Annotated in this window: 25 protein-coding genes; 4 read left to right on the top strand and 21 right to left on the bottom strand. The window is 60.5% G+C overall.

Going from position 1 to position 26,056, the window contains the following annotated elements; all coding sequences use genetic code 11:
* Positions 1-7: 7 nt before the first annotated feature.
* The gene (locus tag AO065_RS23125; protein WP_004878953.1) at positions 8-628 is read left to right on the top strand and encodes a hypothetical protein; all 621 of its coding nucleotides are present in this window, start codon (positions 8-10) and stop codon (positions 626-628) included.
* On the opposite strand, the gene AO065_RS23120 is transcribed toward AO065_RS23125, so the two are convergent.
* The 7 genes from AO065_RS23120 to ppc all read right to left on the bottom strand — a co-directional run bounded on the left by AO065_RS23120 (position 629) and on the right by ppc (position 7,899).
* Positions 629-1,318: an extensin-like domain-containing protein gene (locus tag AO065_RS23120; protein WP_004878951.1), complete on the bottom strand. Its 690-nt coding sequence runs from the start codon at positions 1,316-1,318 to the stop codon at positions 629-631. It abuts the gene before it with no gap.
* A gap of 2 nt (positions 1,319-1,320) precedes the next feature.
* Positions 1,321-2,148, bottom strand: a complete 828-nt coding sequence (locus tag AO065_RS23115) for an isocitrate lyase/PEP mutase family protein (protein WP_063921087.1) — start codon at positions 2,146-2,148, stop codon at positions 1,321-1,323.
* A gap of 49 nt (positions 2,149-2,197) precedes the next feature.
* Positions 2,198-3,061 (bottom strand): DUF72 domain-containing protein, encoded by an 864-nt coding sequence (locus AO065_RS23110; RefSeq protein WP_004878947.1) that lies wholly within the window; start codon positions 3,059-3,061, stop codon positions 2,198-2,200.
* 2 nt (positions 3,062-3,063) lie between these two features.
* Positions 3,064-3,375, bottom strand: coding sequence for a hypothetical protein (locus tag AO065_RS23105; RefSeq protein ID WP_004878945.1), 312 nt, complete (start codon positions 3,373-3,375; stop codon positions 3,064-3,066).
* A 198-nt stretch (positions 3,376-3,573) separates the two neighbouring features.
* On the bottom strand, positions 3,574-4,248 hold the full coding sequence (gene tsaB / locus AO065_RS23100; protein WP_004878943.1) for a tRNA (adenosine(37)-N6)-threonylcarbamoyltransferase complex dimerization subunit type 1 TsaB: 675 nt from the start codon (positions 4,246-4,248) through the stop codon (positions 3,574-3,576).
* Between the two features lie 85 nt (positions 4,249-4,333).
* Entirely contained in the window at positions 4,334-4,981 is a 648-nt protein-coding gene (gene adk, locus AO065_RS23095; RefSeq protein ID WP_004878940.1) for an adenylate kinase, read from the bottom strand.
* 281 nt (positions 4,982-5,262) lie between these two features.
* The gene (gene ppc / locus AO065_RS23085; protein WP_004878937.1) at positions 5,263-7,899 is read right to left on the bottom strand and encodes a phosphoenolpyruvate carboxylase; all 2,637 of its coding nucleotides are present in this window, start codon (positions 7,897-7,899) and stop codon (positions 5,263-5,265) included.
* A 252-nt stretch (positions 7,900-8,151) separates the two neighbouring features.
* Here ppc and AO065_RS23080 point away from each other — a divergent pair, with 252 nt between their 5' ends.
* The 3 genes from AO065_RS23080 to lptF all read left to right on the top strand — a co-directional run bounded on the left by AO065_RS23080 (position 8,152) and on the right by lptF (position 10,022).
* Positions 8,152-8,511, top strand: coding sequence for a hypothetical protein (locus tag AO065_RS23080; RefSeq protein WP_004878935.1), 360 nt, complete (start codon positions 8,152-8,154; stop codon positions 8,509-8,511).
* A 254-nt stretch (positions 8,512-8,765) separates the two neighbouring features.
* Complete coding sequence (locus AO065_RS23075) at positions 8,766-9,179, top strand: DUF4398 domain-containing protein (protein ID WP_004878933.1); 414 nt, start codon at positions 8,766-8,768, stop codon at positions 9,177-9,179.
* Positions 9,180-9,239: 60 nt separating this feature from the next.
* Positions 9,240-10,022, top strand: a complete 783-nt coding sequence (gene lptF, locus AO065_RS23070; protein ID WP_004878931.1) for a lipotoxin F family OmpA-related lipoprotein LptF — start codon at positions 9,240-9,242, stop codon at positions 10,020-10,022.
* A 64-nt stretch (positions 10,023-10,086) separates the two neighbouring features.
* On the opposite strand, the gene AO065_RS23065 is transcribed toward lptF, so the two are convergent.
* The 14 genes from AO065_RS23065 to AO065_RS23000 all read right to left on the bottom strand — a co-directional run bounded on the left by AO065_RS23065 (position 10,087) and on the right by AO065_RS23000 (position 25,720).
* Positions 10,087-10,410, bottom strand: coding sequence for a PA3694 family proteiin (locus AO065_RS23065; protein WP_004878928.1), 324 nt, complete (start codon positions 10,408-10,410; stop codon positions 10,087-10,089).
* On the bottom strand, positions 10,407-11,309 hold the full coding sequence (locus AO065_RS23060; protein ID WP_004878927.1) for an alpha/beta hydrolase: 903 nt from the start codon (positions 11,307-11,309) through the stop codon (positions 10,407-10,409). The genes AO065_RS23065 and AO065_RS23060 overlap by 4 nt, the downstream gene beginning before the upstream one ends.
* A gap of 131 nt (positions 11,310-11,440) precedes the next feature.
* Entirely contained in the window at positions 11,441-12,718 is a 1,278-nt protein-coding gene (locus AO065_RS23055; protein ID WP_004878925.1) for a flavohemoglobin expression-modulating QEGLA motif protein, read from the bottom strand.
* Positions 12,719-12,751: 33 nt separating this feature from the next.
* Positions 12,752-13,297, bottom strand: coding sequence for a hypothetical protein (locus AO065_RS23050; protein ID WP_004878924.1), 546 nt, complete (start codon positions 13,295-13,297; stop codon positions 12,752-12,754).
* Positions 13,298-13,322: 25 nt separating this feature from the next.
* Positions 13,323-14,048, bottom strand: a complete 726-nt coding sequence (locus AO065_RS23045; RefSeq protein WP_004878922.1) for a TetR/AcrR family transcriptional regulator — start codon at positions 14,046-14,048, stop codon at positions 13,323-13,325.
* A gap of 77 nt (positions 14,049-14,125) precedes the next feature.
* Positions 14,126-15,628: a lysine--tRNA ligase gene (gene lysS, locus AO065_RS23040; protein WP_004878920.1), complete on the bottom strand. Its 1,503-nt coding sequence runs from the start codon at positions 15,626-15,628 to the stop codon at positions 14,126-14,128.
* 123 nt (positions 15,629-15,751) lie between these two features.
* Positions 15,752-16,847 (bottom strand): peptide chain release factor 2 gene (prfB, locus tag AO065_RS23035; RefSeq protein WP_096766619.1). Its coding sequence is split into 2 segments (ribosomal slippage): positions 15,752-16,774 and positions 16,776-16,847, totalling 1,095 coding nucleotides; the frame shifts between segments, so codons are not numbered across the junction.
* A gap of 330 nt (positions 16,848-17,177) precedes the next feature.
* Positions 17,178-18,182, bottom strand: a complete 1,005-nt coding sequence (locus AO065_RS23030) for a response regulator (RefSeq protein WP_004878915.1) — start codon at positions 18,180-18,182, stop codon at positions 17,178-17,180.
* A gap of 45 nt (positions 18,183-18,227) precedes the next feature.
* A complete protein-coding gene (gene cheB, locus AO065_RS23025) occupies positions 18,228-19,238 on the bottom strand; it encodes a chemotaxis response regulator protein-glutamate methylesterase (RefSeq protein ID WP_004878914.1) in 1,011 nt (336 codons plus the stop codon).
* The gene (locus AO065_RS23020; RefSeq protein WP_004878912.1) at positions 19,235-21,595 is read right to left on the bottom strand and encodes a hybrid sensor histidine kinase/response regulator; all 2,361 of its coding nucleotides are present in this window, start codon (positions 21,593-21,595) and stop codon (positions 19,235-19,237) included. Before AO065_RS23020 ends, cheB begins: the two co-directional genes overlap by 4 nt.
* Entirely contained in the window at positions 21,592-22,281 is a 690-nt protein-coding gene (locus tag AO065_RS23015) for a chemotaxis protein CheW (RefSeq protein ID WP_004878910.1), read from the bottom strand. Before AO065_RS23015 ends, AO065_RS23020 begins: the two co-directional genes overlap by 4 nt.
* A complete protein-coding gene (locus tag AO065_RS23010) occupies positions 22,281-23,555 on the bottom strand; it encodes a CheR family methyltransferase (protein WP_004878909.1) in 1,275 nt (424 codons plus the stop codon). Before AO065_RS23010 ends, AO065_RS23015 begins: the two co-directional genes overlap by 1 nt.
* Positions 23,552-24,088, bottom strand: coding sequence for a chemotaxis protein CheW (locus tag AO065_RS23005; RefSeq protein ID WP_004878906.1), 537 nt, complete (start codon positions 24,086-24,088; stop codon positions 23,552-23,554). Before AO065_RS23005 ends, AO065_RS23010 begins: the two co-directional genes overlap by 4 nt.
* Before the next feature lie 9 nt (positions 24,089-24,097).
* Entirely contained in the window at positions 24,098-25,720 is a 1,623-nt protein-coding gene (locus AO065_RS23000) for a methyl-accepting chemotaxis protein (protein WP_004878904.1), read from the bottom strand.
* Positions 25,721-26,056 lie beyond the last annotated feature (336 nt).

Here is a 26,056-nt window from a genome sequence, read left to right as displayed (position 1 = left end):
GATCGCTATGTCAGACATTGTTCAAACATCCATTGGCTATTTGTCGCACTCAGGCGACTTTAGCGTCCGCAACAGCCGCACCCTTGGTGGTGTCACGCAGTTGTGGTCGGATGCTTTTGCACGCGCGATGGCTGATCAGGTTGCCGACAGCACACCGATTCCGGTCCACCCAAGCAGTGTGGAAGTGGACGTCGAGACCGGCGAACCTGTCGCAGGCGCCAAGACCCTGAGCAAGATCGTCGAGCAGCGTGCCTGCCCGGTGGCCGACACCGAGGTCAAACCGCCAGAGCCGCTGTTCCTGCCAATCGCCGAATTCGAACTCGATCTGCTGCCACCGCCAGCCGAGCCGTTCAGCATTGCCGACATGATCGAGCAACAACGTCATCTGGAATTCGAAAGCAACTGGGTGCGTCCGACCGTCCTCAATGCTCACAGCGATGTGACACCTGGCCCGGCACCACAGACCCGTCCGCTGCACCTGCCTATCGCAGAGCTCGAATGGGACCTGGCTGACAAGCCTGCCCTGCCCCTCGACGAAAAGACCATCGCCACCCAGCAGCGTCAGTTCGATTACGAGAACGTCTGGGCACGTCCGCTGATTCTGCAAAACCTGCGCATGGCAGCCTGATCAACGACACACCTGCCAACGCCCCATGTCCACATGAAAATGATCACGATGCGCCGCGTTGTATTCCGGCCCCAGCACCGTGCTGAAATTCCTGCAGGCTCCGTCGCGAACCAGCCTCAGAAAACGCCCCTTGTCCCCCGCGTCATTCCAGTCCTTGAGCAGGTTGATGCGCTGACCATCCGCCAGGCGAAAACCGGCGATGTCCAGCGCATTGGCGGTCGCATGCTGGCTGAGCCGGCTGTTGGCGCGGTTATAGATATTGCGGCAGGCAAAACTGCCCAAGTGATCAATACGTGCAACGCGCTGACCGAACACTGTCTCGGCCGCCGGCTGCAGCGTGTGAATGTCGAACAGCACATAGGCCACAGCAAGCGGGCAACTGGCCAGAAAGCTGCTGCTCAACGCAACATCACCGCCCTGCACACGCAGAGTGTTCTCCAGCGGACATCGCGCCGACGTCGGGCTGTCGGCCTGGCGGCTGAAACGCAGACCCGACGCACTCAATACCTGATCGCACAGCGCCGGATCGTCCCGCAGGCGCGACAGTTTGAACGGCGTCAACAGATTGGGTTCGGCGCGCACATCCAGCGGTGCCCAGGGATTCCATTGCGGCGGTACGTCGATCCAGCCACGCCAAACCGCAACCACTCCGACCGCACACAGAACCAGCAACAACAGGAACACACGCATGCTCAGCCCTTGAACAGATCGTTCAGTTGGTCGAAGGGCAGCGCCTGTCCGGCATAGTTGAAGGTGCCGTAGTTGCGGATTTCCTCGGCAGCGCGATAAAGGCCCCCGAATGCCGCACGGGCCAGCGAGGAGCCGACGCTGATGCGTTTGACACCGCACTCGCTCAGATCCGCCACCGACAGTGTCACGCCGCCCAGGCCCATGAGGATATTGACGGGCTTGGGGGCAACCGCACGCACCACCGCNTCTTCTCGGGTCCGCAGGCCCGGTGCATAAAGTACATCCGCCCCGGCTTCGGCGTAAGCCTCAAGCCTGCGAAGGGTGTCAGCGAAATCCATCCGCCCGTTCAGCAGGTTTTCGGCCCGCGCCGTGAGCATGAACGGAAACGGCAGGCTGCGCACCGCAGCGACCGAAGCCCGGACGCGTTCCACCGCCAGATCGAAGTCGTAAATCGGATGGTCTGCCCGCCCGCTGGCATCTTCGATGGAGCCACCCACGATGCCCGCCGCTGCCGCCTTGAGCAGCGTTTGCGCGCAGCCTTCCGGGTTGTCGGAGAAGCAGTTTTCCAGATCGGCAGCGACAGGAAGCGAGATGGCCGCCACGATATCCGCCACGTTGGCGAGCGTGTCATCACGGCTGATCGCACCCTCGGCGTCCGGACGACCCAAGGTAAACGCGAGGCCTGCGCTGGTCGTCGCCAACGCTTCGAACCCCATCGAGGCCAGCAGTTTTGCCGAACCGGCATCCCACGGATTGGGCATCACGAAGGCGCCATCGCGCTCGTGCAAGGCCTTGAACGTCTGCGCTTTGAGAAGTTGTTGCGAGTCCATGTGCGTGCTCTCCGGGTGACGGGCTTCAATCAACCCACACCTATCGACCTCAGAGCAAGCCCAACTGCTCGACCTGCGGACCTCGATCCAGTTCAGGCAGCGGTGGCAGCCCTGGCAGGCGCACCCTCAACTGCTCATGAAAACGTCGCGCCAGTTCGGGCGCGCGCAGGTTGTCCGGCGTGTGCAGGAAAACATAAGGCACCCGCCCTTCTTCGATCCAGACCGCGACTTTTTCCACCCACTGCACCAGAAACGGGTCATTGGCCTCAAGCTCAGGGCGGCCAATGAATCGGACCTGAGGATGCTGAGTGAGCGCTGCCGGACGTGCAGGCACCTTGGGCTTCTTGGACTGCGCGTGCAGGACCGCGGGGTCGCTGGATACACAACTGAACAAGGCACGCGAATCCAGACAGATGCGCTCGATCCCGCGATCCAGCAGCAGACGATTGAGCATGCGCTCCTCATCGCCCTTCATGAAGAACGCCATGTGGCGGACTTCCACAGCAAGCGGCACATTCAGTTCATCAATGAAACCGACCAGTTCAGCCAGGCGTTGCGGCGTGAAACTGGCCGACAGTTGCAACCAGAACGGTGCAACTCGCTGACCCAGCGGAGCCATCAATTGAATGAACGTCTCAGCAGCGGTTACTTGGGCGCGCAGGTCACCGTCGTGGCTGATGTCGCGGGGAAATTTGGCGGTGAAGCGAAAGTCTTCAGGCATCACTTCGGCCCAACGCTGCACGGTGGAGGCCGCGGGACGGGCATAGAAGGTGGTGTTGCCTTCGACAACGTTGAAAACCTGCGAGTACAGGCTCAGGAAATCAGTCGGGCGGGCGTCATCGGGATACAGCGAATCGCGCCAGGCGTTTTCGCTCCAGGACGGACAGCCGAGGTAATAAGGCAGGTCGGACACAATCAGACGTGAAGATCGAGCCCCGATACTTCAAGGTCCCAATCCACAAAGCTGGCCGTGGTCAGATAACTGGCCAGGGCGTTGGCGACACGAGAGCTCATGGAGCGGGGAAAGATGATGTCCTGAGGACGTGCAGGTACGTTGCCAGTACTGCCGATCGGACCCTGGTCAGCGTCGCGACGGGACGCGCGCGCAGGCACCGGCAGATCAATGTCGGTGGTGACTTCTTCGAAAGAACCCTCAACCGTCGAAGGCTGCTTCCGCGGCTTTCGCTTGATGGGGTAAGAACGTTGTGATGGTCCGTCGATGCGCATCAATATTTACTCGGCTTCTGTAGTGGCAATTTAACGTTACAGTCCGGATACTGGCAAACTCCCTAACGTTAACTAGACCACACATATTGCAAATTGTTTGAGCCCGAGCGTTTTAAGTCACACTAAAACGATAAACGGTAGATGGCAAATTGATACAACCGTTGCAATCGCGATAACTTGCGAGTTGCCGCGCGAGTACTAACGCGCCTTCGGTGTGGCAACCTTGTCACGCAGATACACCGGCTGCGCATCATCGGCCTGAACGGCTTCGCCGCGATGCCAGGCAAAGGTGGCCAGCGTCAAAAGGTCCTGAGCGTGCGGCAGCAGGCTTGCATCATGCCCTGACAACGCAACCGGGATACGCTCGGCGTAGCCCCACCCCGTACCGGCACCGAACCATTCACCCGTTATGTCAGCGGGCAGTGCAGCCAGTTCCGGCGCCATCACCGCTTCGGCACCGACCAGACGCATCTCACCTGCTGTTTCGCGATAACAGCCCCAATAGACTTCATCCATTCGCGCGTCGATGGCAGCCGCCACCTGCGACACGCCTCGCTCGCGAAAGGCACGCTGTGCCAGCACTGCCAGATTGGAGACCGGCAATACCGGACGCTCCAGCGCGAATGCCAGCCCCTGAACCACGCCAATAGCAATCCGTACGCCGGTGAACGCACCCGGACCACGGCCGAACGCAATGGCATCCAGCGCCGACATCGCAATACCTGCCTCGGCCAGCAGGTCCTTGATCATCGGCAACAGGCGCTGGGCATGCAGGCGCGGAATCACCTCGTAGTGGCTCAGTACCTTGCCGTCATGCAGCAAAGCGACCGAGCAGGCTTCAGTGGCGGTGTCCAGGGCCAGCAAGGTGGTCATCAGTGTATCCGTCGTCGTGGAAAAGTGGCGCAGTATAAATGACAAATGGCCCGCAAGCGGGCCATTGTCGAGAAGCGATGTCGACTCAGCTCAGTGCTTTCAGCACTTTGGCGGTGATCTCTTCGACAGAACCGACGCCAGGAATGTGGCTGCACTTGGGCTTGCCGTTCTGGGCGCTCAGTTTGCTGTAGAACTCCACCAGCGGCTTGGTCTGCTCGTGGTAGACAGCAAGGCGATGACGCACGGTCTCTGCCACATCGTCAGGGCGCTGAACCAGATCTTCGCCAGTCGCATCGTCCTTGCCTTCAACCTTGGGCGGGTTGTAAACCAGATGATAGGTGCGACCGGATGCCGGGTGAACACGGCGACCGGACATACGCTGGACGATTTCTTCGTCATCGACAGCGATTTCCAGCACATGGTCGATTTCCAGACCGGCTTTCAGCAATGCCTCGGCCTGTGGAATGGTGCGCGGGAAACCATCGAACAGCACGCCGTTCTGGCAGTCCGGCTCAGCCAGACGGTCCTTGATCAGGCCGATGATCAGATCATCGGAGACCAGACCGCCCGAATCCATGACGCTCTTGGCCTTGATGCCCAGTTCTGTACCGGCCTTGACCGCTGCGCGCAGCATGTCGCCTGTCGAAATTTGCGGGATGCCGAACTTTTCAGTGATGAATTTTGCCTGAGTACCTTTACCGGCCCCGGGAGCTCCCAGCAGAATCACGCGCATCGTCATGCTCCTCAAATTTTTTATATGGAAATCATCGGATTCGCCTCAGGGGCCAATCTAAAAAATGAATCAGGCCAATAGGCCAAAAGGCTGATCAAGATACACAGCAGACCGTAGCCGCACAAGCCGCCAAAAGTCGCAGTAACCGCAGGGGCGCTGGCGTGCAGCGCGAGGTTGTTGAACGGTACAACCTGCCGCAACCTCTCCGGCAGGTTAGCCCGTAAACGCTTCACCCGCCGTGATCCTGATCAAACGCAGCGCCCACCGGCCGGGCAAGCTCCTCAGCCGGTGTTGCGCAGCCCGGCGGCAATTCCCGCCACAGACACCAGCAACGCCAGTTCCAGAGGGCTGTCCAGATGCGCCTCACGGTGGCGCGAGCGCGACAGCAGTTCAGCCTGCAGCAGATGCAACGGATCCAGATAGGTATTGCGCAGACTGATGAACTCGAGGGTTTCGGGGCTGTGTGCCAGCAATTGCGTCTGCCCGGTCAGCCCCAGCACCACGTCGCACGCCTGCGACAATAGGTCGCGCAAATGTGAGCCTAAATGTTGCAGCTCTTCGCTGACCAGACGTTCGTCATACAGCCGCGCAATATCTGAATCTGCCTTGGCCAGTACCATTTCCAGCATGTCGATGCGGGTTCTGAAGAACGGCCAGCGCTCGCGCATCTGTGCCAGCACGTCGCCGTCTCCACGCTCCAGCGCCTTGGTCAGCGCCGCTTCCCAGCCCAGCCAGGCGGGCAGCATCAGGCGTGTCTGGGTCCAGGCAAAGATCCACGGGATGGCACGCAGACTCTCCACCCCGCCTTCGCGGCGTTTGGCCGGTCGGCTGCCCAACGGCAGGCGACCCAGTTCCTGCTCGGGCGTGGCCTGGCGGAAATACTCGACGAACTCCGGGTTCTCTCTGACCACAGCACGATAGGCGCTGACGCCGTCACTGGCCAACTGGTCCATCATCGTGCGCCACGCCGGCTCGGGCAGCGGCGGCGGTAACAGCGTCGCTTCCAGTACAGCAGCCAGATAAAGGTTGAGGTTCTGCTCGGCAATGTCCGGCAGGCCGAACTTGAAGCGGATCATTTCACCCTGCTCGGTGGTGCGGAAGCGTCCCGCCACAGAGCCCGGAGGCTGCGACAGAATCGCCGCGTGGGCCGGGCCACCGCCGCGTCCGACCGTACCGCCACGGCCATGGAACAGCAGCAGTTCGACCTGTTGATCGCGACAGATCTGTACGAGTTTTTCCTGCGCCCGGTACTGCGCCCAGGCCGCTGCGGTCGTGCCGGCGTCCTTGGCCGAGTCGGAATAACCGATCATCACTTCCTGAGGGCCGTGCAGACGCGACCGGTAACCCGGCAAACCCAGCAGTGTTTCGATGACCGGTCCGGCGTTGTCCAGATCCGCCAGCGTTTCGAACAACGGCACGACGCGCATGGGCCGTTGCAGCCCGGATTCTTTAAGCAGCAACTGGACCGCCAGCACGTCCGACGCCGCACCCGCCATCGAGATGACATAAGAGCCCAGCGATGCCGCCGGTGCCGCCGCCACTTCGCGACAGGTTGCCAATACTTCGGCTGTGTCTGCGGCGGGTTTGAAATAGCCGGGCAGCAGCGGACGACGGTTGTTCAGTTCACGCAGCAGAAACTCGATGCGGGTCTGCTCATCCCATTCCTCGTAACGGCCCAGACCCAGGTAATCAGTGATTTCAGTCATGGCCGCGCAATGGCGGCTGGAATCCTGACGCACGTCCAGACGCACCAGGAACAGACCGAAGGTTACGGCACGACGCAGGCAATCCAGCAGCGGACCATCAGCAATCACGCCCATGCCGCACTCGTGCAGTGACTGGAAACAGAGCATCAAGGGTTCGATCAGCTCGCGATTGTCATGCAGCACGGCTTCAGGCGCAGGCTGAGTGACGGTCAATGACGCATTGGCCCAGTTGCGGGTCGCTCGCAGGCGTTCGCGCAGGCGCTTGAGTTCGGTGCGATAGGGCTCGGCACTGTCGCCGACACGGGCGCGCAACGCGTCGCTGGCCTGCTGCATCGACAGGTCGGCAGCCAGACTGTCTACATCACGCAGATACAGGTCGGCGGCCATCCAGCGCGCCAGCAGCAATACTTCACGAGTGACAGCCGCCGTGACATTCGGGTTGCCGTCCCGGTCACCGCCCATCCACGAGGCGAAGCGGATCGGGGCCGCTTCGAGGGGCAAATGCAGGCCGGTCGCCGCCTGCAGTGCCAGATCGGCCTTGCGCAGGTAATTGGGGATGGCGTGCCACAGCGAATGTTCGATGACCGCAAAGCCCCACTTGGCTTCGTCGACCGGGGTCGGGCGGATACGACGGATCTCTTCGGTGTGCCAGGCTTCGGCGATTAACCGCTGCAGCCTCGAGGTGATCTGTTCACGCTCCAGGCTGTTGAGGTCACGATGGTCCAGCGCGGCCAGTTGCGCGGCAATCGCGTCGTATTTCTGAATCAGTGTGCGTCGGGCCACTTCGGTGGGGTGCGCGGTGAGCACCAGTTCGATCTCCAGCTTGCCCAACTGTCTCGCCAGTGCATCAGGGGCATGACCTTCGGCCTTCAGGCGCTCCAGCAGTTCGGGAAGCACCCGGGATTCGAACGGTTGCGGCTGCGAGTCGTCACGGCGATGCATGAGCTGGTATTGCTCAGCGATGTTCGCCAGGTTGAGGAACTGGTTGAACGCGCGCGCCACTGGCAGCAGCTCATCGTCTTCCAGGCCATCGACACTGGAGCTGAGGGCTTCGGCACCTTCAGCGGAACCACGTCTGCCTGCCTTGGCGCTCTTGCGAATACGCTCGATCTTGTCGAGAAAATCAGCCCCGCGCTGTTCGCGAATCGTATTGCCCAGCAGCTCACCCAGCAGGTGAACGTCTTCGCGCAGTCGCGCATCGATATCGGCCATCGTTCCCTCTCCCGGTTTTTTATTGGGGCTTTTTGTCTGATCGCTTACCCGAACTGAACGGGTGTATTGAAATCCGCTTTGCCAACAGTGCATCAAAAGCGCGCTCGCCGACAAATCCTTGTGCATGAAATTATCTGTCCGTGCCACGAATGCCATACAGGCTAATCTCATGCATGAGCCACACAACGACTCCATCACGCAACAGACTCGCCACAAACGAGCCCATCGAGAAGACAGTCAGGAGAAGTCACCATGAAAATCCGCGAACTGGCCCGCCACTGGGAAAATAATGCAAAGGGTCGCCTGACCAGGACCCGCTATGCGATTCATCTGGATATCGAATCCGCCGCGCGACTGGCCGCACTGTGCGAGATGTACCCCAAACATCACCCTGAAGAGTTGCTGGGCGAGCTGATCGGCGCGGCAATGGAAGAACTGGAAGCCAGCTTTCCTTACGTCAAAGGGCCACATGTCGTGGCGACGGATGAGGAAGGTGACCCCCTTTATGAAGACATCGGCGCCACGCCCCGCTTCCTGGCACTGTCCAAACGTTACCTGCATGAACTGTCTGAGGAGCTGGGCACGCCAGTCGATGAACCCGGCCAGGTGTAACACCGCTGATTCTGCCAGGGCCCACGCCCGTAAAGGGCCGGGCCTGACGGCTCGCTCTGTATACGCACCATATTGAGTACGACATATAAAACGTTCCCGCCCGCTCACGAAATATTTATGTGAACTATTCAAAAACCCCGCAGGTCCGAGCCATTAACCATTACAGGAAAGCCTGAAGAGCATCAGGTGGTTGCATGACCCGATGCCCGGCCTGAATAAAAACTGTCATGGATAACCACGTTCGGAGTCAGACAATGGAGTTGATCACCATGAACACCCCTACTGCCAATACCACGTTCAAAGGCCTGCGCGGGCTGAAACTCGCTGCGCTGGCGCTGGGTAGCACCTTCATCCTGGCCGGCTGTGCGGGCAACCCGCCGTCGGAGCAGTACGCGGTCTCTCAGTCGGCCGTCAACAGCGCAGTGAGCGCCGGCGGTACCGAGTTCGCAGCGGTGGAAATGAAGTCGGCTCAGGACAAGCTCAAGGAAGCGGACCTGGCCATGCAGGACAAAAAGTACGACGAAGCGCGCAAGCTGGCCGAACAGGCCGAGTGGGATGCCCGAGTGGCAGAGCGTAAGTCTCAGGCTGCCAAGGCTGCCAAAGCCGTGCAGGATGCTCGTCAGGGCGTCAACGAACTACGTGACGAAGGCATGCGCCAGGTGCAGTGAGCACCGCCATCAACCTTTGGTTTTCATGCATTCGTAATCGATTAAAGGACGACCCTAATTATGCGTAAACAATTGATGATCCCTGCCCTGCTGGCCATGAGTGTTGCACTGGCTGCCTGCGCCACCAAGCCGAACCCTAACCTGGAACAGGCCCGCACTAACTTCACGTCCCTGCAGACCAACCCGGACGCCACCAAGGTTGCCGCGCTGGAAACCAAGGACGCGAGCGAATGGCTGGCCAAGGCTGAGCAAGCTTTCCGTGATGACGCTGACGCCAAGAAAGTCGACCAACTGTCTTACCTGACCAACCAGCGTGTTGAGTTGGCCAAGCAGACCATCGCTCTGCGCAACTCCGAAGCCGCTCTGCAGAACGCTTCTGCCGACCGCGCCAAGGCTCGTCTGGAAGCACGTGACGCCCAGATCGCTGCGCTGAAGAACAGCCTGAACGCCAAGCAGACCGAACGCGGCACCCTGGTGACTTTCGGTGACGTGCTGTTCGACTACAACAAGGCCGAGCTGAAGCCAGGCGCCCAGGGCGATATCGGCAAGCTGGCTGCTTTCCTTCAGGAAAACCCTGATCGCAAAGTGATCGTTGAAGGCTACACCGACAGCACTGGTTCGGCTTCCTACAACCAGTCGCTGTCCGAGCGCCGCGCCAATTCGGTTCGCATGGCCCTGACTCGCATGGGCGTAGACCCGACTCGCATCGTTGCGATGGGCTATGGCAAGGAATATCCGGTTGCTGATAACACCAGCAACTCGGGCCGTGCCATGAACCGTCGTGTGGAAGTGACCATTTCCAACGACAACCAGCCGGTTGCTCCACGCTCCTCGATGAAATAATCGACTCAGCGGCTGTACCCGAAGCCCCGCCTGCGCATACAGGCGGGGCTTTTTCATGGGCGCTTCACGGGCGTGTCGACGCCTGCTTAGCGATACAGCGCACGGCCTGCCTGCGATCATCGACCAGCACGCCGGACAGCCCCGTGCGCGACGTGTCGAACAGCACCAATACCCCATTGATGCACTGCGCCACTTCTGCCGCAGGCGTGGCGGCGATCTTGTAGTCCTCTCCGGGTACGGTCTTGAGCAGCGTGAACTCGCTCAGTAACAGCGCATCCTCCGGTCTCGCGAAATGCAGGTAGCCGTAGTACCACAGGCAGCCGACCGTACCGATGATGCTCGCGATGCCGGTCAGGATCATGCCCCTGACGTTACGCTCATCACTCATTCCTGCGTCTCGGGTTGCTTTGACGTTGCCGGGTAATTGGGTACTTCGGCGAGGCGGCGCAGCCCGTTGAAATGCTGTGGATCTTCAAGATAACGGAGCATGACCTGCCGCCATAACGGATCGGCAAAGGTCTGCACATGTCCGCCGCGGGTCAATTGCAGCACACGAGGCGGTGGTGCGGCCTTGTAGACACTGATTCCGTTGACCAGCGGCACCAGGGTGTCATCCATGCTGTGAAAGATCAGCATCGGGGTGCCAGCGATCCTGGGCAGACCGTTGACGGCACTGTCGCCATCAGGAATGAACCAGGACAATGGCGTCCTGAACGGCAACGTCAGCCAGGAGTTGCTGAGTGAGTTGCGCGCGACGTCTCTGTAGCTCGCAGGCACACCGTCGAGAACCAGCGCCTTGATTCTGGATCGCTCGTCGGGATGCTCCGCCAGGTAGTGCACAGCCAACGCGCCGCCGATGCTCTGACCCAGCACCACCAGCGGTTTGCCTTGCACCTCGGGCGCAGCTTTCAACCAGTCGAAGGCGGCCTGAATGTCCTGATAGATCGCGGGCAGGCTAGGCTCGCCCTGCGACTGGCCATAGCCGCGGTAGTCGAGCATCAGCACCTGATAGCCCTGTTCGGGCAGCCACCAGCTTCCGCCCAGATGCCAGGACATATTGCCGCCATTGCCATGCAGGTGCAGCACCGTGCCCTTGACCGGCACGCCCGCCTTCGCCGGGAGCCACCAGCCGTGCAGGCGGGTGCCGTCTGCAGCAGTCAGATTGACGTCGCGGTACTCCAGACGCGCCTTGTCCGGGGTGAACGGCAGACCCGGTTCCGGGTAGAACAGCATCGAACTGCAGCCGGCAAGACTGAGGAGCAAGGCAAGGATGCTGATCAGTTTCAAATGAGAGGTTCCTTGAGAGAGTCAAAATGGTGCCCGTGACGCCCTGCGTCACCTTCGAGAGCGGACGCGGAGCGTCCTGGGAGGCATTCCCACGCAAAGCGTGGGAACGATCATCAGGCCACATCACAGGGCTAAAGAATATTCGAGTAATCCGCTTCGATACGATCCAGGCTCAGGTGGTTGAGGAAGTTGGAGAAGCACATCCAGGCTGACAGGGCGTTCATGTCGCGGAACTGCTCGGGCAGGTATTTGGGTGCGACCACCAGGCCTTCATCGACCAGTTGGCGAAGGGTGCGCATGTCTTCCAGCGTGGTCTTGCCGCAGAACAACAGGGGCACCTGTTCCAACTTGCCCTTGCGCACGGCCAGCTGAATGTAGTTGTAGACCATGATGAAGCCTTTCAGGTACGACAGGTCCTTGGTGAACGGCAGCCCGTTGGGCACAGAACCTCGGAACACCCGGCTGGCGTTGCCGTAGCTTTCCGGCATGCCGAAGCCCTGCTCGCGATAGAACTCGAACACCTGCAGAAAGTCCGCGCCCTCTTCGGCCATGTGAATGGCTCGCGTGCGGTTGGTGAGCTTGCGCAGACGGCTGGGGTAGGACGCAAAGGCGATGACTTCCATGAGAATCGCCAGCCCTTCCTGAGTCACGGTCGATGACGGCGGGCCTTTGGAGAGGAAGGTGCAGATCGGCTGGTTCTGCCCGTTCAGCGTAGTGCCCACATGCACGAGGCCTTCATGGACTTCCAGTGCGCGCACATCGCGCTCGTTGAACATCGCGTCGCTGCGAATCTTGATGTAATCGGCGCCTGCTGCCGCGTCTGCCACGATGCCGTCGGACTCGAAGACACGAATGGTTTCCTCGGCCTCGCCGAACACCCGGTTCAGACGCGACTGCAGCAAGGCCACGGCGTCCTTGGCAGTCAGAGTCTTCGGTTCGTCCTTGAGATCGCCACGCCCGGCGATGTTATTCAAGTAATCGGACAGCATCAGCCCCAGATCGGACAGCGTTGGATCGCCCGCGTGAAAAGCGTCGGAGGCCGCGCCGTACAGTTCCTGGGAAATCAGCCCGAAGTCAGGTGTGCCACGCGCTTCGAGCATGCGGATCACCATGCGGTATTCCCGGCACATCCGGCGCATGATCTGCCCGACCGGATTGAACTGGCCCAGCTGGCGCGTGACGTCGCGCTCGATGTTCTGGAATTCCTGCTTGAGGGCACTGGAATCGAAGCCCAGCGGGCGATTCTCGTAATAGGCACGGTCCACGGCAGGCAGGGCCTTGCCCTTGGCGGCGAGGAAATCCCGGCGAACCGTGTCGTCCCACTTCACTGCATCCAGCACGCGAATCGGTGTCTGCGCGGCAACGATCCGATCCGATAAAACACGAATAGTCTGCTGGTACTCGTCCACCCGGTACTCCTTGGCTGGCGGGCTATCGCCCTGCTACTTGGCAACGCGCCTGTAACGCGCGACTTCCTGAAAAACATCTGAGTTGGCGGGATCGTCGAGGTACCCGAATACCTGCTCCAGAGGGCTGGTAATCAGGAGACCCTTGCCCGTTTCATTTTCGACCGGCTGACCGGCCAGACTGCCTTGCTCGACCCACTGACCGACGCGGTCCATGTCCAGACTATAGACAACCAGCTCACCGCTGCGGGTCAGCTCGAAACCTCCAATGCCATAGTCAGCGCCATATTTGGCCGGAAGCTTCGCCGAGAGGTACCAGCGGCTGCCGTGGTGCGTCACCGTCACGGTGTACTCATCGCCGTGACGTCGGTCGCCCTTGCGGTAGCTGACGGCCTTGTAACGGTTGGCCCCGGCACGCGAGACGTCCAGTTCCAGCGGCTCGCCCCAGGCGTTCTTGCTGGTCCACTGACCCAGCAAACCGGCGGGCGCAGCCTCACGGGCGGGTATCGGGTCCTTGAAGGTCACCAGACAGCCGCTCAACAACAAAAACGACAGCGCAATCAACACGCGCCAGGTCTTCATGGGGTTCTCCTGAACAGAAGCAGCGTCACCCTCGAACCGGTTGAGGGGTTCCCAGCACCAGACGCATCTGGCGGGTGAGCATACAGAGGATTTCTTCGTCCGCCTGACGCAGCGGGCCATGAAGCAGGCCCTGATATTCCATCCGGCGGATGAGCCCCGTCAACACTTGCGCGTCCTGATAGGGCTGCAGCGAGCCAATCACCTGAAAAAACTGGCAACTGCCCTGCAGCAGGATTTCCTGATGCGCCATGACCAGCGGGGTCAGACGCGGATTGATCAGCGCCTCGTGGTAGAACGCATGTTCGGCAATCAGGTAGTCGCGCCGGGTGAGCAACTGGTGGCGAATATACTCCATCACCATTTTGGCAATGTCGTCGGCCAGCTTGAAACGGTCGCTGGGACTGCCGGAACTGCGGGCCATCATGTCGCGCAAGATGACTTCGGTGTTCTGCCACAACCTGGCCAGGTAGTCTGCGCTGCGCTGCACGTACTGGGCGAAGGCATCGGTGAGCAGGTCGTCGATGTCCTTGAAATAATATGTCGTCGCCGACAGCGGTACGCCCGCCTCCGCAGCCACGGCCCGGTGGCGTACGGCACGCACGCCGTCACGCACCACAATGCGCATGGCTGCATCGAGAATCACCTGCCTGCGCTGCTCGCTCCCCTCTCGACTGGCCTTGCGACCCTGATACTTGACACTTCTGGCCACCGCGCTCGCTACCCCGGCAGCCCCTTCTCTGGCAATCGTCACACTATCGTCCTTATAAATTCGTCCTGAAAAAGACCCAAAAAAAAGCCGCCCATTCGAGGCGGCTTTCTTTTTTTTCGTTACGCCTGCGGGCGCATATGCGGAAACAGGATCACATCCCGGATCGACGGCGAGTTGGTGAGCAGCATCACCAGGCGGTCGATACCGATCCCCTCACCGGCTGTCGGCGGCATGCCGTACTCCAGCGCACGTACGAAATCGGCGTCATAGTGCATGGCCTCGTCGTCACCGGCGTCCTTGTCGGCCACCTGAGCCTGGAAGCGCTCGGCCTGGTCTTCCGCGTCATTGAGCTCGGAATAGGCGTTGGCAATTTCGCGGCCGCCGATGAACAGTTCGAAGCGGTCGGTGACGCTCGGATTGTCATCGTTGCGACGTGCCAGTGGCGAAACTTCGAACGGGTACTGGGTAATGAAGTGCGGCTGTTCCAGCTTGTGCTCGACCAGCTCTTCGAAAATCATCACCTGCAGCTTGCCCAGACCTTCGAAGCCCAGGACCTTGGCACCTGCCTTCTTGGCGATGGCGCGTGCCTTGTCGATGTCCTGCAGATCGGCTGCGGTCAGTTCAGGGTTGTACTTGAGGATCGAGTCGAACACCGACAGGCGCACGAACGGTTCGCCGAAATGGAACACCTTGTCGCCATACGGCACATCGGTGGTGCCCAGAACCAGTTGAGCCAGTTCGCGGAACAGCTCTTCGGTCAGGTCCATGTTGTCTTCGTAGTCGGCGTAGGCCTGGTAGAACTCGAGCATGGTGAACTCGGGGTTGTGCCGGGTCGAAACGCCTTCGTTACGGAAGTTGCGGTTGATCTCGAACACCTTTTCGAAGCCACCGACAACCAGACGCTTGAGGTACAGCTCAGGCGCGATACGCAGGAACATTTCCATGTCCAGCGCGTTGTGATGGGTTTCGAACGGTTTGGCTGCCGCACCACCAGGAATGGTCTGCAGCATCGGCGTTTCGACTTCAAGGAAGTCGCGCTTCATCAGGAAGCTGCGGATGTGGGCAATCACCTGCGAACGCACGCGGAAGGTCTCGCGCACGTCTTCGTTGACGATCAGGTCTACGTAACGCTGACGATAACGCTGTTCGGTGTCGGTCAGGCCGTGGTGTTTGTCCGGCAGCGGACGCAGCGACTTGGTCAGCAGGCGCACGGACGTCATTTCGACATACAGGTCGCCCTTGCCGGAACGGGCCAGGGTGCCTTCGGCGGCAATGATATCGCCCAGGTCCCAGGTCTTGACTTCGGCCAAGGTTTCTTCAGGCAGTGTCTTGCGGTTGACGTAGACCTGGATGCGACCGGTCATGTCCTGAATCACCATGAACGAGCCACGGTTAAGCATGATGCGACCGGCAACCTTGACCGGAATCGCTGCTGCAGCCAGATCTTCCTTGGTCTTGTCGACGTACTGTTTCTGCAGGTCGTTGCAGTAGCTGTCGCGGCGGAAGTCATTCGGGAAGGCCTGACCCTTGGCACGGCCGGCAGCAAGCTTTTCCTTGCGCAGGGCGATCAGGGTGTTTTCTTCCTGTTGCAGGGCTTGCGGGTCGAGTTGTTGGTCGCTCATGTCTTCAGTCATTCCATCACAGGTTCGTTGCCCCGGTTCATCCGGGTTCGCGGGCAAGGCGGAGAGCCGTCCCGGACGCTTGCACAGGATCGCGCTCACGGCGCGAATCCTGCGAAGCGTGCATTACAGCCCTTGTTTGAGGCTTGCGATCAGATACTCGTCCAGATCACCGTCGAGCACCTTGTCGCAGTCGCTGCGCTCGATGTTGGTCCGCAGGTCCTTGATGCGCGAGGCATCCAGCACGTAGGAGCGAATCTGATGACCCCAGCCGATATCGGACTTGGTGTCTTCAAGTGCCTGGGACGCCGCGTTACGTTTCTGAACTTCCTGCTCATACAAACGGGCCCGCAGCATTTTCATGGCGGTGTCCTTGTTCGCATGCTGGGAACGTTCGTTCTGGCAGCTGACCACGGTGTTGGTCGGAACGTGGGTGATACGGACCGCCGAGTCGGTGGTGTTTACGTGCTGACCACCGGCACCGGAAGAGCGGTAGGTGTCGATCCGCAGGTCCGACGGGTTGATGTCGATTTCGATGTTGTCATCGATTTCCGGCGACACGAATACGGCTGAGAACGAGGTGTGACGACGGTTGCCGGAGTCGAACGGGCTCTTGCGCACCAGACGGTGTACGCCGATCTCGGTCCGCAGCCAGCCAAAGGCGTATTCGCCCTTGATGTGCACGGTAGCGCCTTTGATACCGGCGACTTCGCCAGCAGACAGTTCCATGATGGTGGCGTCGAAACCGCGCTTGTCAGCCCAGCGCAGGTACATGCGCAGCAGGATGTTGGCCCAGTCCTGCGCTTCGGTACCGCCGGAGCCGGCCTGGATGTCCAGGTAGGCGTTGTTCTGGTCCATTTCGCCGCTGAACATGCGACGGAATTCCAGCTTTTCCAGCGATTCGCGAAGGCGTTCGACTTCGGCGGCAACGTCATCGACGGCAGCCTGGTCTTCTTCTTCAGCCGACATCAGCAGCAGGTCCTTGGCATCGACCAGACCGGACGTCATTTCGTCCAGTGTGTCGACGATCTGCGCCAGCAAGGCACGCTCGCGGCCCAGGTTCTGTGCGTACTCGGGGTTGTTCCAGACGTTTGGATCTTCGAGCTCGCGATTGACTTCGGTCAGACGATCATGTTTGTGATCGTAGTCAAAGATACCCCCGAATAGTTTCGGAGCGCTCGGACAAATCCTTGATGCTGTTTAGGATCGGGTTGATTTCCATGGTGGGCAGCACTCGCAGGCGAAATTTTCAAAGCCGACGAGTATACCCCAGGCAACACCATGAAAGCAGCCCGTCGGGCAGGCCTTGTGCAGCCAATTTTATTGAATAGGTGCGTTTCTGGCAGGAGATGCCCCGTTGCCCCTGATACGGCACTGTCTGGCTGCAAAAAACGACTGTGGGAGGCGGCTTGCCGGCGATGCAGGCGACGCGGTGTGTCAGGAACACCGCGTTATCGTTCATCGCCGGCAAGCCGCCTCCCACAAAAACGTATTCATTCAGCAGATGACGTGTTTTTTGACAAGAGCCCGCCTGGCAGCAACTCCGGCCAGCTCAGCCCACCGATACCTGATTGCGGCCATTGTGCTTGGCCACGTACAGCCCCTTGTCGGCATCAAGAATCAGCTGGCGACTGTGTGAGCCGACCTGTGGAGAAACTGTGGCCACGCCGATGCTGACGGTGAGGTGAGAGCCTTCGGCAGGCGCTACGTGGGGGATGTTCATGCCCACCACGCTCTGACGCAATTTTTCAGCGATCAGCCGCGCGCCACCCGGCGAGGTGTTGGGCAGCACCATCGCAAACTCTTCGCCACCATAGCGGGCGGGCAGATCCGAGGGCCGACTGCAGCTGTTGCGAATGGCCTTGGCCACCTGCCGCAGCGCCTCGTCGCCTTCAAGATGCCCGAAGCTGTCGTTGTAGGCCTTGAAGAAATCGACGTCGATCATCAGCAGCGACAACTGGGTCTGGTCACGGGTCGCGCGACGCCACTCGAGTTCCAGGTATTCATCGAAATGACGGCGGTTGGACAGTCCGGTTAGGCCATCGGAGTTCATCAGGCGCTGCAGGACCAGATTGGTATCGAGCAATTGCTGCTGGCTGACGCGCAGGGCACGGTACGCCTCGTCACGCTGCAGCAGGGTCATGTAAGAGCGCGAGTGATACAGGATGCGGGCAACCAGTTCGATGTTGTCCGGTAGCTTGACCAGATAGTCATTGGCACCGGCGGCGAACGCGGCGCTCTTGATCAGCGGATCTTCCTTGGTGGACAGCACGATGATCGGGATATCGCGGGTCAGCGGGTTGCTGCGGTATTCACGCACCAGCGTCAGACCATCCAGGCCGGGCATGACCAGGTCCTGAAGAATGACCGTCGGCTTGATCTGCACAGCCTGGGAGATGGCCTGATGCGGATCGGCGCAGAAGTGGAAATCGATCGAGCTTTCGTTGGCCAGACCACGCCTGACCGCCTCGCCGATCATCGCCTGATCATCGACCAGCAGCACCATCGCAGAGTTTTCATCCGGTGTTTTGATCTCGTCCATCTGCAGATCATGCATGAAGTTTCTCCTGGTGACCAAGCAGCGGTGATTTCATCTGGACAGTCATTGAGCGAACACCTCCACGAGCCGCGGAGCGATGGCGGTCAGTGGCCGAATCTCGACCGCCGCATCAATGGCCGCAGCCGCCTTGGGCATGCCGTACACCGCAGAACTGGCCTGATCCTGAGCGATGGTCAGGAATCCGCGCTCACGCATGGTCTTGAGCCCGGTGGCGCCGTCGCGCCCCATGCCTGTCAATAAAACGCCCACAGCATCTCCATTCCAATAACGAGCCACACTTTCGAAAAACACGTCGATCGAGGGCCTGTAGATTTCATTCACTGGCTCTGCCGTGTAGGCCAGCGTGCCGCCTTTCAACAGGCGGATGTGGTGGTTGGTGCCCGCCAGCAGAACCTTGCCACTCTGAGGCACCTGACCTTCGCGGGCCAGTAGCACAGGGATTCCTGACGCACTGGACAGCCACTCGGCCATGCCGGCTGCAAAGACCTGATCCACATGCTGCACCAGCACGACGGCCGCCGGAAAGTTCGAAGGCAGGGCCTTGAGCAGAATCTCCAGAGCAGCCGGCCCGCCCGCCGACGAACCGATGGCAACCAGCCGGTCACGCCGGACAGACTCACGCAGCGGTGTAGCGACGGTCCGCTCATGGGTGTTGCGCTGCCCCATGAGCCATTCGATGTTCAGAATCTTGCGCAGCAGCGGTGCCGCCGCCTCTTTGGGATTGCCTGCGCCGATGGCAGGGGTGTCCACCACGTCCATCGCCCCGTGCCCCATGGCCTCGAATACCCGGTGCACGTTCTGCTCGCGATCCACGGTCACTATGACAATAGCGCACGGTGTGCTGGCCATGATCTGGCGAGTCGCTTCGACGCCGTCCATGACCGGCATGATCAGGTCCATCAGGATCAGATCAGGCGTCTGTTCGGCACAGCAGCGCACCGCTTCGGCACCGTTGCCGGCCACCCATATCACCTGATGCAGTGGCTCGAACGCCAGCGCCCGGCGCAGCGCTTCGACAGCCATAGGCATGTCATTGACAATAGCGATCTTCATGCCTGCGCATCCCCTATCAGCTCGACCACAGCGTCGAGCAAGGCATCATCATGGAAACTGGCCTTGGCCAGATAATAATCGGCGCCCGCATCCAGTCCGCGGCGTCGATCTTCCTCACGATCCTTGTAGGAAACCACCATTACAGGCAGTGATTGCAGCCGAGTATCCCGACGCAACAGGGTGACCAGCTCGATACCGTCCATGCGCGGCATGTCGATGTCGGTAATCAGCAGGTCAAAATCTTCGGAACGCAAGGCGTTCCAGCCGTCCATGCCATCCACGGCAACCGACACTTCGTAGCCGCGTCCGACCAGCAGCTTGCGTTCCAGCTCACGCACCGTCAACGAGTCATCGACTACCAGCACGCGTTTGCGCGATACGCTGTCTGCCTGACGGTTACGACGGTCAATGCGCTCCAGACGTCCGGTATTGAGCAGCTTCTCGACGGAGCGCAGCATGTCTTCGACGTCGATGATCAGCACCACCGAGCCATCGTCGAGCAGCGCACCCGCCGAAACATCCTGAACCTTGCCCAGCCGCGCATCCAGCGGCATCACCACCAGCGTGCGCTCACCGATGAAGCGCTCGACCGCAACGCCGTAGACCGCGTCGCGTTCGCGAATCACCACGACCTTGAGCGCTTCGCCAGTGTCCTGCGATGCAGGACGGTGCAACAACTGACTGGCGGACACCAGGCCGACATGACGTTCTTCGTCCCAGAAGTGCTGGCGTCCCTCAAGTTGCACGATCTCATCGGGCTGCAGATCGCGCATACGCTCGATGTGCGCCAGCGGGAAGGCGTAAGCTTCGCCGCCGACCTCGACCACCAGACTGCGCACAACGGACAAGGTCAACGGCAACTCGATTCTGAAGCGACTGCCCTCGCCTGCCCATTGCTGTAATTCGACACTGCCATGCATCTGGCGAACCATGTGTTGCACCGCGTCGAGACCGACTCCACGTCCCGACACCTGTGTGACCTTGTCGCGCATGCTGAAACCGGGCAGGAACAGAAAACTCAGCAGTTCCTCTTCGCTCAACTGGGCGGCGGTAGCGGCAGGCGACAGGTTGCGCTGCACAATGTTCTGACGCAGACGCTCAAGGTCCACGCCGCCGCCATCATCACTCAGTTCCACCACCAGCAGACCGGCCTGGTGCGAAGCCTGCAGACGGATCAGCCCTTCCGGTTCCTTGCCGTGTGCCGCCCGCTTTTCAGGTGACTCGATGCCATGATCGACCGCATTGCGCAGCAGGTGCGTCAGCGGAGCCTCGAGTTTTTCCAGCACGTCCCGGTCGACCTGAGTCTTGTCACCTTCGATCTGCAGACGAACCTGCTTGCCCAGCTCGCGCCCCAGATCACGCACCATGCGTGCCTGCCCCGACAATACGTCGGCGAAGGGCCGCATGCGACAGGCCAGCGCAGTGTCATACAACAGCTGCGCTCGCTGCCCCGACTGCCAGCCGAACTCGTCCAGCTCGGCAGTCTGCTGAACCAGCATCTGCTGCGCCTGGGACAACAGGCTGCGTGCGTCTTCCAGCGCCTTTTGCGCGTCGGCATTCAGACCGCCCTCGCCGACGCTGACACCCAAGGCTTCAAGCGCCCGGTCGGTGCTGCTCTGCAAGCGCTTGAGGCGTTGCATGCCGGCCAGCAGAGGCTTGAGGCGCTGGGTCTCGACAAGGGATTTGCTCGACATATCGAGCAGACCGTTGAGCCGCTCGGCGGTGACGCGCAGCACCCGTTCGCCGCCCTCGGCCACCCGGCGATCCTTGAGTGGCGCAGCGGATGGCGTCTCGGGTTCGGCCCTGGGCGGAACGCTAGCCGGCTCCAGACGCAGATCGGCCGCCAGTGGATCGGCAGGCGACCCGCTCAGCGGCGCTGGCGTGGCCGCTGCTTCGAGCTGTTGCAAGGCGCTGGCCAGCAGCGGATCCGGCATGGGCACGCTGACTGTCCGTGCCGCCCCGGCACCTGAAGCCAGCAAGGTATTCAGTCTTTCTACGTAAGCATCGATATCGGGCTGGCCTACGCTGTTACCGCCCGGCGTCGCGATGCGCATCAGCAGATCGGTGCCGAACAACAGGGCGTCGATGTGATCAGGCTGGAGCAGCAGTCGCCCTTCCTGAGCACTGACCAGACAGTCCTCCATCACATGCGCAACGCTGACACCGAACTCGACGCCGACAATCTTTGCCGCGCCCTTGAGCGAGTGAGCGGCACGCATGCAGGCTTCCAGTTGATCGGCCTGGGTCGGGTTACGCTCAAGCGCCAGCAGACCTGCACTCAGGACCTGGGTCTGCGCATCGGCTTCCAGCGTGAACAGTTCGAACAGCGAGGCGTCGCGCATTTCATCTGGCGTCATGTAAGGCTCCGGTGCACCGCCGACAGCAACTGATCTTCATCGAGCCAACGCAGGCTTCGCTCTTTCCACTGCAGAACCCCTCGGGTAAAGCGCGCATTGGCGTGCGTGCCGGAGGCCGAAGCAGCTTCCAGTTCGCGTTCGTCAATGGCATGAATACCGTCAACTTCATCCACCGGCACAACGACAGGACCACCTTCCGCCGCCACGATCAGCATGCGCGGCACCGTTCGTGCGGACTGGGCAATCATCGGATTGCTGTCCAGCCCCAGCAACTCGACCAGCGAGATGCAGGCCACCAGAGCACCGCGAACGTTGGCGACGCCCAGCAACGCACGCGAGCGTTGATGTGGCAGGGAGTGGATCGTCTGCGCGGGGGCAACCTCCGACAGGCAGCGCGATGCCAGGCCCAGCCATTCCTCACCCAGGCGAAAGACCAGAATCGAGCGCGTCTTGATATCGCGCTGCAGGACAGAGCCATGAAACTGTTCGTGGTTTTCCTGAGCGTGTGAATAGCGGTCGAGCAGACGTGTGGCCGCTGCGGAATAGACCGCGCAATTGCGGCAGTGGATATGGTCTTCCAGCAACGGACAGGAACGATCGCCGTGAACGCCGATACGATTCCAGCAGTCGTCGATGTCCTGGGCCTGATCATGGGTAAGGCTTGAAAAACCGGACGGGCCCGTCATCAGTTGTTTCCTTGTTTATTCGCACCGCGCACAGCACGGTCCTGCAATCGGCGCGCACCGGCGCTGTCGCCTCTGGCGGCCAGCAACGCCGCCATCTGCGCCAATGATTCCGAATGCTGCGGCTGAAGGTAGAGCGCCTTGCGGTAAAACCCTTGAGCCTCCGCGACGCGACCCTCCACTTCACTGAGCAACCCCAGCCAGTAGAAAACCTGAGCCACTGGCTCGTGCTGTTGCAGATAACGCTCGCAGGCAGCTCGCGCCTCGACTGTCTTGCCCTCGTTTGCCAGGCTGGCAATGGTACCCAGCAGCGCGGGACTGTCGGCGTTGCCGGTTGCTGCAGCCGGTTTGCCGCCGGAGGCAAACGCCGTCGCGTTTCGCGATACAGGCTGAGCGGCGGTCGCGCGTGGAGGCGGCTCGGGGGCCGGGCGTGCCATCGGTTTGTTTACCGGAGCAGGCGCAGTGGCTGTCGCAGCCGTTTCCCGAGGTGCATGACGAAAAACGAAGGACTGGGCGATGCCCAGCGAGCGCATGCCAATGGCGGACAACAGATTGCCCTCGGCCGGGCCGATGAAGAGCACGCCGTCTTCACGGGTCAGCTGCTTGAGGACCTGAAAGACATGTTGCTGCGTCGGGCGGTCGAAATAGATCACCAGATTGCGGCAGAAGACGATGTCGTAGGCCACCTGGGTCGCCAGTTTGGGATCGAGCAGGTTGCCGGGCTGAAAATCGATGCAGCCACGCACCAGATCGGAAATCTCGAAGCTTTCGCCTACCGGGGTGAAAAAACGCTCGCGAAAGCTCAGGTCGCTGCCACGAAACGAGTTCTTTCCGTATACGCCGTGCTTGGCGCGTGCAATCGAAACAGGACTGATATCGATGGCATCGACCTTGAACTGCCGGACGCCGATACCGGCATCAATCAGCGCCATGGCAATCGAGTAAGGCTCTTCACCCGTCGAACACGGCAGGCTGAGAATGCGCAACGGTCTTGCGCCATCCAGCGTAGTAATGCGCTCGCGGGCCAGTTTGCCCAGTGTCGCGAAAGATTCCGGATACCGAAAAAACCAGGTTTCCGGGACGATGACGGCCTCGATCAGCGCCTGCTGCTCCTGAGGTGATGTCACCAACAAGTGCCAGTAGGCATCGCTGTCCGGGCACTTTGCCGACGCCGCCCGCTGGCGCAAGGCGCGCTCGATGATGGCCTCGCCCACCGAGGTCACGTCCAGTCCGATGCGTTCCTTGAGGAAACTGAAAAAGCGCGAATCATCACTCATGGCGCATCCTCGAGCGATTCCAGGTCCAGCGGCGGTACTGGATACAGCAACTCGCGCACCGGTTCACTCAGCAATTCCTGAACGTGAATCCATTGCAACAGGCCCTGCTCGTCTTCACGGACCGGCCCCAGATAAGGTGACAGGCGATTGTCCAGCCCGTACTCCTTGAACTGCGAAACCGGGCAACGCAGGGTTTCGGTGGCCTGCTCCAGAATGAGTCCGAGCAATTGCGCCGGATGCTGGTCATCGTGCCGGTAATGCACCAGCACCATACGCGTGCTGGTCCGCGCCCTGGCAGGCTGGCCGGAGTTCAACGCGCTGATATCGATCACCGGCACGATCTCGCCCCGGTGGGCGAAAATGCCTGCAACCCAGTGCGGCGCCCGGGCAATCGCCTTGAGCTTCACACGCGGCAGAATCTCGGCGATTTCGGTCGCCTCCAGCGCATAGCGGTCTTCACCGATGCAGAACAGCAGAAACAGTTTGTTCGACGCGGGCAACGCGACGTTACGCCTGGGCGATTGATCCATCATTGGCGGTGCTCAGACCTTGAATCGCGATACGCCACTGCGCAGCCCGACCGCCACCTGACTCAACTCGTCGATGGCAAAACTGGCTTGACGCAATGACTCGACGGTCTGGCTGCTGGCATCGGCCAGTTGCACCAGTGCCTGATTGATCTGTTCGGCGCCCGTGGCCTGAGCCTGCATGCCTTCGTTGACCATGAGCACGCGCGGGGCCAGTGCCTGGACCTGGTGAATAATCTGCGACAACTGCTCTCCGACCTGTGTGACTTCGTACATGCCGCGTCGCACTTCCTCGGAGAATTTGTCCATGCCCATGACACCCGCAGACACCGCAGACTGGATTTCCCGCACCATCTGCTCGATGTCGTAAGTGGCTACAGCCGTCTGATCGGCCAGACGACGCACTTCGGTGGCGACCACGGCAAAACCACGACCGTATTCACCCGCCTTCTCGGCTTCGATCGCCGCGTTGAGCGACAGCAGGTTGGTCTGATCGGCAACCTTGACGATGGTCACCACCACTTGGTTGATGTTGCCGGCCTTCTCGTTGAGGATCGCCAGCTTGGCGTTGACCAGATTGGCCGCGCCCATCACCTGATGCATGGTGTCTTCCATGCGCGCCAGACCCTGCTGGCCGGAGCCTGCCAGAATCGAAGCCTGATCGGCCGCCGAGGTGACCTCGGTCATGGTGCGCACCAGATCGCGGGACGTCGCAGCGATTTCACGCGACGTCGCGCCGATTTCGGTGGTGGTTGCGGCGGTTTCCGTGGCGGTCGCCTGCTGCTGACGCGACGTGGCGGCAATTTCAGTGACCGAGGTGGTGACCTGCACCGACGAGCGCTGAGCCTGGGCAACCAGAGCGGTCAGCTCGACCATCATGTCGTTGAAGCCGGTTTCGACCACGTTGAATTCGTCTTTGCGCGCCAGACTCAAGCGCGAACTCAGGTCGCCCGTGCGCATGGTTTCCAGAATCCGCACGATGAGCTGCATCGGCGCGATGATCGAGCGCATCAGCAGCAGCCCGCATGCAGCGGCGGCCATGACGGCAATAAACAGCGAAAAGACCATGCTGATCTTGGCACTCAGCACGGCATTGACGATGTTGTCGGTGGCACGATCCGCCAACTGTTTGTTGGCCACGATCAGTTCATTGAGTTGTTTGCGACCGTCAGTCCAGACCGGATTGGCCTCACCGTAGAACTCCGAACGAGCGCCCGCGTAGTCGCCGCGCTCGAACTTGGCATGCACCTCGGCGAGCAGCCGGGAATAGGTTTCGCGGCGCTTTTCAAAGACGGCGAAGCTGGCTCTGTCGCTGTCATCGAAGATGGACTTCTTGTAACCATCCATCTGGGTCTGCAACGCGTCATCGAAGCCCTGGAACTGATCCTTTTCCTGCTTGGTCAGGGCACGACCCTGGCCTTCGCCGATCAACTCGAGCGTGCGGATATAGCTCTCGCCCCAGGCGCTGCGCACCAGAGTGCTGTAGTAGACACCCGGTAAAGCGTCGAGACGTACCTGTTCTTCGCTGGACTCGATCGACAACAAGCGCGAGTAAGACACAACGACCATCAACAGCATGATCGCAATAATGACGGCAAAACTCGCCAGAATGCGTTGGCGCAACGTCCAGTTCTTCACAGTCAGCCCTCAGGAGTTCAACGACGGCATCCGGCCGTGTTCAAGAAGCGGACCGACAGACGGTCCAAGCCGCGTGAGTATAGCCCAGCGTTTCAGCCATTAGCGGGTGATATGAAAATGAAATGACGGTCAGCAGATGTATGCCCGTATTCATGGGTTGAACACGGGGTAGGAGGACTTGCAAAACGGGGCTGAAAACAAAAGTTTCTGATTGAATGTCTACCTCACCGCGCCTTCGACGTAGCGCTGTCGCACAGCAAACACGGGACTGTGGGAGGCGGCTTGCCGGCGATGAACGATGACGCGATTTTCCTGACCTGCCGCGTCGACTGCATC

It is taken from the genome of Pseudomonas viridiflava (assembly GCF_001642795.1).
Taxonomy (GTDB): domain Bacteria; phylum Pseudomonadota; class Gammaproteobacteria; order Pseudomonadales; family Pseudomonadaceae; genus Aquipseudomonas; species Aquipseudomonas viridiflava.
Note: the sequence above shows the minus strand (reverse complement) of the source record. Positions and strands in the feature narration are given on the sequence as shown.

Coding starts and splice junctions, on each gene's coding strand:
- AO065_RS23010 (WP_004878909.1), bottom strand. CDS start 23,555: ATGAGTGATGATTCGCGCTTTTTCAGTTTCCTCAAGGAACGCATCGGA.
- AO065_RS23065 (WP_004878928.1), bottom strand. CDS start 10,410: ATGAGTGATGAGCGTAACGTCAGGGGCATGATCCTGACCGGCATCGCG.
- ppc (WP_004878937.1), bottom strand. CDS start 7,899: ATGGCCGATATCGATGCGCGACTGCGCGAAGACGTTCACCTGCTGGGT.
- AO065_RS23075 (WP_004878933.1), top strand. CDS start 8,766: ATGGAGTTGATCACCATGAACACCCCTACTGCCAATACCACGTTCAAA.
- AO065_RS23015 (WP_004878910.1), bottom strand. CDS start 22,281: ATGACGGGCCCGTCCGGTTTTTCAAGCCTTACCCATGATCAGGCCCAG.
- AO065_RS23125 (WP_004878953.1), top strand. CDS start 8: ATGTCAGACATTGTTCAAACATCCATTGGCTATTTGTCGCACTCAGGC.
- cheB (WP_004878914.1), bottom strand. CDS start 19,238: ATGAAGATCGCTATTGTCAATGACATGCCTATGGCTGTCGAAGCGCTG.
- AO065_RS23105 (WP_004878945.1), bottom strand. CDS start 3,375: ATGCGCATCGACGGACCATCACAACGTTCTTACCCCATCAAGCGAAAG.
- AO065_RS23030 (WP_004878915.1), bottom strand. CDS start 18,182: ATGCATGATCTGCAGATGGACGAGATCAAAACACCGGATGAAAACTCT.
- AO065_RS23080 (WP_004878935.1), top strand. CDS start 8,152: ATGAAAATCCGCGAACTGGCCCGCCACTGGGAAAATAATGCAAAGGGT.
- AO065_RS23005 (WP_004878906.1), bottom strand. CDS start 24,088: ATGATGGATCAATCGCCCAGGCGTAACGTCGCGTTGCCCGCGTCGAAC.
- lysS (WP_004878920.1), bottom strand. CDS start 15,628: ATGAGCGACCAACAACTCGACCCGCAAGCCCTGCAACAGGAAGAAAAC.
- tsaB (WP_004878943.1), bottom strand. CDS start 4,248: ATGACCACCTTGCTGGCCCTGGACACCGCCACTGAAGCCTGCTCGGTC.
- AO065_RS23050 (WP_004878924.1), bottom strand. CDS start 13,297: ATGAAGACCTGGCGCGTGTTGATTGCGCTGTCGTTTTTGTTGTTGAGC.
- AO065_RS23120 (WP_004878951.1), bottom strand. CDS start 1,318: ATGCGTGTGTTCCTGTTGTTGCTGGTTCTGTGTGCGGTCGGAGTGGTT.
- adk (WP_004878940.1), bottom strand. CDS start 4,981: ATGCGCGTGATTCTGCTGGGAGCTCCCGGGGCCGGTAAAGGTACTCAG.
- AO065_RS23020 (WP_004878912.1), bottom strand. CDS start 21,595: ATGACGCCAGATGAAATGCGCGACGCCTCGCTGTTCGAACTGTTCACG.
- lptF (WP_004878931.1), top strand. CDS start 9,240: ATGCGTAAACAATTGATGATCCCTGCCCTGCTGGCCATGAGTGTTGCA.